General features: G+C 42.6%; 6 protein-coding genes. 3 read left to right on the top strand and 3 right to left on the bottom strand.

All coding sequences use genetic code 11. The features are described 5' to 3' along the window. On the bottom strand, positions 1-1,202 hold a 1,202-nt coding region (locus tag QZZ43_RS10915), incomplete at its 3' end, for a beta-N-acetylhexosaminidase (RefSeq protein ID WP_291858975.1). A 123-nt stretch (positions 1,203-1,325) separates the two neighbouring features. Between QZZ43_RS10915 and ispE the strand changes: the two genes are divergently transcribed. Then, complete coding sequence (gene ispE, locus QZZ43_RS10920; protein WP_291858978.1) at positions 1,326-2,150, top strand: 4-(cytidine 5'-diphospho)-2-C-methyl-D-erythritol kinase; 825 nt, start codon at positions 1,326-1,328, stop codon at positions 2,148-2,150. 71 nt (positions 2,151-2,221) lie between these two features. Here ispE and QZZ43_RS10925 read toward each other — a convergent pair whose 3' ends face one another. Then, positions 2,222-3,871, bottom strand: coding sequence for an NAD+ synthase (locus tag QZZ43_RS10925; RefSeq protein ID WP_291858980.1), 1,650 nt, complete (start codon positions 3,869-3,871; stop codon positions 2,222-2,224). A gap of 106 nt (positions 3,872-3,977) precedes the next feature. After that, positions 3,978-4,616, bottom strand: a complete 639-nt coding sequence (locus QZZ43_RS10930) for a porin family protein (RefSeq protein ID WP_291858982.1) — start codon at positions 4,614-4,616, stop codon at positions 3,978-3,980. A 145-nt stretch (positions 4,617-4,761) separates the two neighbouring features. Between QZZ43_RS10930 and QZZ43_RS10935 the strand changes: the two genes are divergently transcribed. After that, positions 4,762-5,766 carry a gliding motility protein GldB gene (locus QZZ43_RS10935; protein ID WP_291858985.1) on the top strand — a complete coding sequence of 335 codons (1,005 nt, stop codon included), beginning with the start codon at positions 4,762-4,764 and terminating at the stop codon, positions 5,764-5,766. A 15-nt stretch (positions 5,767-5,781) separates the two neighbouring features. After that, the coding region (locus tag QZZ43_RS10940) for a nitrilase-related carbon-nitrogen hydrolase (protein WP_291858988.1) at positions 5,782-6,244 on the top strand (463 nt) is incomplete at its 3' end.

Genomic DNA, 6,244 nt, shown 5'->3' on the forward strand with positions numbered 1-6,244 from the left:
TCATTATATTTGATATCCAGATAAGCATGTTTGGATGGCGACATTATTAATTTGGCTCCCTTTTGGGCACCTTGTACTGCATTTTTTTCTTTGGCCCAGAATTGAACAATATCTGTCTCATCAATGCCGGCATGGGCTACTTCATCCCAGCCAATCATAGTCTTTCCGTGAGATTTTACAATTTTACGTACCCGATTCATAAAATACTCATAATCTTCCTGTTCAGTTGAATGAGATTCATCTCCACCCACATGAAACCAGGGGCCGGGAGTTATTTCCGAAATTTCACGAATCACATCATCCACAAACTCATACACAACCTCCTTATCGGTACACAAAGTACTGAAACCTACTTTCATACCCGTATATAACTCTGTTGCTTTCCCGTCACAATTCAATTCCGGATAAGAAGCAAGGGCCGCATTGGTATGACCGGGCATATCAATTTCCGGAACAACGGTGATATAGTTATCCGCAGCATATTGTATAATTTCTATGTAATCTTCTTTGGTGAAAAACCCACCTTCTCCTCCACCCACTTCAGTACTCCCTCCATGAGTTGTCAGATTGGGCCAGGATTCAATTTCAATGCGCCATCCCTGGTCGTCGGACAAATGCAGATGAAGCATATTTATTTTATAAAGCGCTAGATAATCAATCATCTGTTTTACAGTTCCCACATCAAAGAAATGGCGGGCCACATCCAGCATCATCCCCCTGTATTCGTACTGTGGCCAGTCACGGATGGTTCCAGTGGGAATCAACAAAGGAAATTGAGTTTTGCCGGAGGACTCAATCGCAGCAGGGAGAATCTGCCTCAGGGTCTGAATTCCATAAAAGATTCCATCAGCAGAAGTTCCTTTTATTGTTAGCACCTTATCGGTGATATCCAGTTCATAACCTGAAGGAGGGAGATTTTCAGCGGCAGGAATCCGTTTAATAATAATACTATTCCCAAACCAGGCAGGCTTTGCACCTTCTTCCACCTCAAGTTCAATACCGGAAGCATCTGTCAGCATATCCGCCAGATAAACAGCATTCTTCAAAACCTCCTCATCACCCGGCTCCACAATAATGGAAACTCCCTCATCCAACACAAATGTCTGATTAGTGGAAACCACCGATACAGGCTTTGGTATAATACTGTGTCGGGTTAAATCAGTTGGCGGATATGTTTCCTTACAAGAGGTGGAAATCATCATAAAACTTATTAAAAGCAAGGGGCTAGAAACAGAATTTATAAAATTCATCATCATTTTATTTACTTTTACATCCGTTTATTAAATAACTATCAAAAAAATTATTTGCAATAAAAGTAAAGTATTATGGTGGTTTTTCCCAATGCAAAAATAAATTTAGGCCTGCACATCACAAAAAAACGACAAGATGGGTTTCACAACATTGAAACCGTATTCTTTCCGGTCAGAGGATATAATGATGTGTTGGAAGTACTGGAAAATAAAGAGTCCACAACCGACATACTCTCTACATCAGGAATCGATACCAATGCGGAGCCCAACGACAACCTGGTGATGAAAGCATTAAGACTCCTCCGGGAAGAACTCTCCATTCCGCCGTTAAAGATTCACTTACATAAAAACATTCCTTCGGGTGCCGGGTTAGGTGGCGGATCCAGTGATGCGGCCTTTATGCTGCAACTGCTCAATGAACAGTTTAATTTGGGATTATCTGTTGCCATTCTGGAAAGAAAAGCTTCCGCTCTGGGGGCTGATTGCGCATTTTTCGTAAAGAATGAACCCACATTAGCTAAAGGAATCGGCAATGAATTCTCGCCCATAGAAATAGACCTCAATGGTTTGTGGCTCATGCTGGTCATCCCCCCCATTCATTTATCCACCCCCGCGTCCTATAAAAATATAACTCCGCGAAAACCCGCGAATTGGCTGAAAGAAATTTTAGATTCTGAAATAACCAAATGGCCGCAGCTACTCATAAACGACTTTGAGCCAAATGCTTTCAGCGCTCATCCCGAACTACAGGAAATTAAAAAACGATTGTATGACGAAGGCGCTATTTATGCAGCCATGTCGGGTAGTGGTTCGGCCATGTTCGGGTTGTTCAGTGAAAAAACGGAAATTGATTGGCCGGAAAATTTCAAGGTTTGGATTGGAAAGATGGGAAAAGAATGAAGCAAAAAGAACGTGAGACTCAACCTTAATCTCAGCCTTAGCCTTAATCTCAGCCTCAGTCTCCTTTCGGCCTAATATTTCGCCACCAATGGGATGCGTCGCCCCACACCAAATGCTTTTCCCGAAACCCTTAGCACCGGAGCTGTCTGAAAGCGTTTGTACTCATTAAAGTTGACCATCCTGATGGCTTTTTTTACAACCGCCTCATCAAACCCCTCTGAGATGATGGTTTGCGGAGACCGATTCAACTCAATATAGCGAAACAACACCTTATCCAGCACATCATAATCGGGCAACGAATCAGAATCTTTCTGATCGGGCCGTAACTCCGCAGAAGGTGGTTTAACAATAGTATTCTCGGGCACCAGTTCACCATCTTTATTCAAGTACCGGGCCAGCTTGAAAACATCGGTTTTGTATACATCTCCCAGCACACTGAGCCCCCCGTTCATATCTCCGTAAAGGGTACCATACCCTACGGCAGCTTCACTTTTATTGGAAGTGTTCAATACAATATGTCCAAATTTATTGGAATAAGCCATCAGCAATAGCCCGCGGATTCGTGCCTGAATATTCTCTTCCGTGACATCTGCTTTACGACCATCAAATACATGATTCATAGCGTTCTCTATACTATCATAAATTTCTCTGATGGGCACGGTGTGAGTGTCTATACCCAAATTAGCGGCAAGTTGCTCAGCATCCGTAACACTATGCCCGGAGCTGTATTGCGACGGCAAAAGAATGCCATGAACGTTTGGAGCGCCCAATGCTTTAACAGCCAATGCAGCAGTAACAGCCGAATCGATTCCACCGGACAGACCAATCACAGCCTTTTTTATTCCGGATTTATAGAAATAATCTCTGATTCCAAGAATTAACCCATCATGAATGAGTTCTATCGGATCGGTTCGGGATAGATTATCCGAAGATACTGCGTCCACACTTTCGGTTTCCACATCCACCCAGCCTTCCCGGAACGTAGGAACACGGTGGGTAATATGCCCGTCGCTGTTGACCATCATGGACCCACCATCAAATATCAGTTCAGTATTGGCCCCCACCTGGTTGACGTAGGCAACGGGGACCTGGTATTCAGAGGCTTTCTTACAGACTACCTGTTTTCTGACATTTTCCTGGTGGTACGAAAAAGGAGAAGCTGCAATATTGACCATAAAATCAGGTTTCAAGGCAGCAAGCTTTTGCATCGGCGAAAGGGTATAAAGATTGTTGCGGGCAAAAGCAGCCTCTGTAGGCTGATCATCCCACAAATCCTCACAGATGGTCAGTGCGATACGTTTCCCTTTGTAGTTTACTACTTTAAACTCCTGATTGGCCTGGAAGTAACGATACTCGTCAAATACGTCGTAATTGGGAAGAAGTGTTTTGTGAATGGTTTCTTTCACCACTCCATCGGCCAGAAACCAGGCGGAATTATGCAACTGCTTGCCTCTGGCCTGCGGATTAATGCTGGGTCCGCCCACCACAGCAGCAATACCCTGGCAATGACTGGCAATCTTCTCAACAGCTTTAATAGCACCTTCCACAAACTCCTGACGGGTAAGCAGGTCCAAGGGTGGATAGCCGCAAACCGCCAGTTCGGAAAAAGCCACTAAATCCACATTTCTGGACCTGGCTTCTTCGATATGTGCTATTATCTTTTTACTGTTCTCTTCAAAATTTCCAATATGATAGTTCAACTGTACAAGAGCCAGCTTCATGTAGTTCGATTTTTAAAAAATTACAGAATTTATAATCAATGCCCAAATATTCTTTTGAGCCATAAACGGCGGCAATTCTTCAGCTTTCTGCAGGGAACTTAACACCCTAAAAAATAAAACCAATCTCAAACACCAGTCTGCTGAGGGTGGTTTTATCATCGAAATAGGGTTCATCTGTAACATCAGAAAATCCATTGTGATAGACCAACCCAAACATCAGAGCATTAGAACCCCCAATTGAATATTCCATTCCTCCGCCAAGATGATAACCCAGATCGAACAAGCGAACTTCCTCACTAATATTGTTGTCATCACCGTCTTTTGCCTCAATATTAATCTGAGGAGTAAGCCCAAAACGTCCATAAATATTGAATCTTCTGAAATCGTTGGAACGAAGTTTCAGTCCCAATGGAATTTCCAGATAACGAAGTTTATAATCCTTGTCAACAAGGATTTCTGCAGGTATATCTTCCCCGGGAATATCGGTATATCTCAACTTTCCTCCGGTGGTATTAATCGTAAGTCCTGTGGAAAAAGCATAATTCTCGGCAAAAAACCGATCGAAAACAATTCCAAAATTATATCCCCCAAGGCTTCCTCTTGACTCAACGCCATCGATATCGGAATTCAGCCAAGAGAATTGAGGTTCCACAACAAACGACAACCGAATACTATTGGCTTCCTGCCCTCTGATCGAACTCAACGCAAAGATTATTAATGCAATAATTAAAACTATTTTCTTCATAGGATTTTTCTTTTTTCGGGTAAAACAGATATTGAATTCCGTACAACTATTAACGCTAAAATTAATATCTTAGCATATATTATTCCAGTAATAAAAGGTAAAGATAAATCAAATCAACCACTTTAACAGAAAAGAGCGTACACACATGAAATTTTCACGACTTCTGATTATTCTATCTATCTTATTATTATCGGGTTGCAACCAAAACCAGTCTCCTCCGGATGTTTCACAAATACAAGTTAATTTTGAATTGATCTCATTTTATGAAGACCTTTTTTCAATTCACCCCGACAGTGTGGCACAAAACATTGACGCCCTAAAAGAAAAATATGGCAGTTACCTTGCTGCCTACAGCGAAGGAGTTATCGGGGTAGGAAACCCCAACTCGGAAGAATATGCCGCTAATTTAGCCCGGTTCCTGGCCTATCAACCCAACCAGGAGGTTTTCGACACCTGCCGTGCGGTTTTCTCCGATAAGGAATCACTGAAAGCCGAGCTGGAACAAGCATTCCGATATTACAAATATTATTATCCTCAACGTGACATTCCGGATGTCTATTTACATATTTCAGGTTTCAACCAATCGATGGTTGTGGACTCGGGATGGGTTTCGGTGAGTGTTGAAAAATACCTTGGCAGTGATTGTGTCTTCTACGAATGGCTGGAAACACAAATGTTTCTGCGTAAGCAAATGATTCCGGAGATGGTAGTGCCGGATGTAATGAAGGCCATTGCAATGACTGAATATGCCTACAACGACTCTATCGACGACCTGATAAGCCAGATGGTTTATCATGGTAAAATGCTGCACTTTGTAAAACGCACCATCCCTGAAATCCCCGATACACTTCTGTTTGGCTTTACGGAAAAAGAGTTGAAATGGAGCAGAGCAAACGAAGCCTTTATGTGGGGTACCATCGTAGAACAAAAACATCTCTTTTCCACCGATCCTATGTTAATTCGGAAATATATTGGCGAAGGGCCCTTCACTAGCTTCTTTGGCCAGGAATCGCCGGGAAAAACAGGCCGTTTCCTGGGGTACCGGCTCATGAAGTCGTGGATTGATGAACATCCGGATGCATCGTTCAGGGAAATGATGGCGCAAACAGATCCGCACCGCATCCTTGCCAAAGCAAAATATCATCCATGATTAAATCATGATCGCATGAAGAAAGAACAGAAAACAACAATCGGAATTCTTCAATTTGCTCCGGAACTGGGAAATATTGAAGCCAACATAAAAAAAATTGACAAACTACTCCTAAATAGTCCGAAAGCAGATATCTGGGTACTACCAGAACTTGCCTCTTCGGGATATAATTTTGCTTCACGCAAGGAAGCCATTGATTGTTCTGAAACCATCGAACAAAGTAAATTTATCGGTTTCCTTACCCAAAAAGCCCAATCTCAAAACACATGGTTCGTTTCCGGGTTTAACGAACGCGACGGCGAACAGCTATTCAACAGTGCAGTTCTTATTGGACCGAACGGTTTGATGGGGCGGTATCGCAAACTACATCTATTCAACCGGGAAAAATTATTTTTTGAACCTGGAAATACCGGATTACCCATTTTCGAAACCCCCTTTGGTCCCATCGGCATACTTATTTGCTTTGACTGGATGTTCC

Origin of the sequence: Marinilabilia sp. (genome assembly GCF_016278715.1) — a bacterium.
In the GTDB taxonomy this organism is placed as follows: Bacteria; Bacteroidota; Bacteroidia; order Bacteroidales; family Marinilabiliaceae; genus Marinilabilia.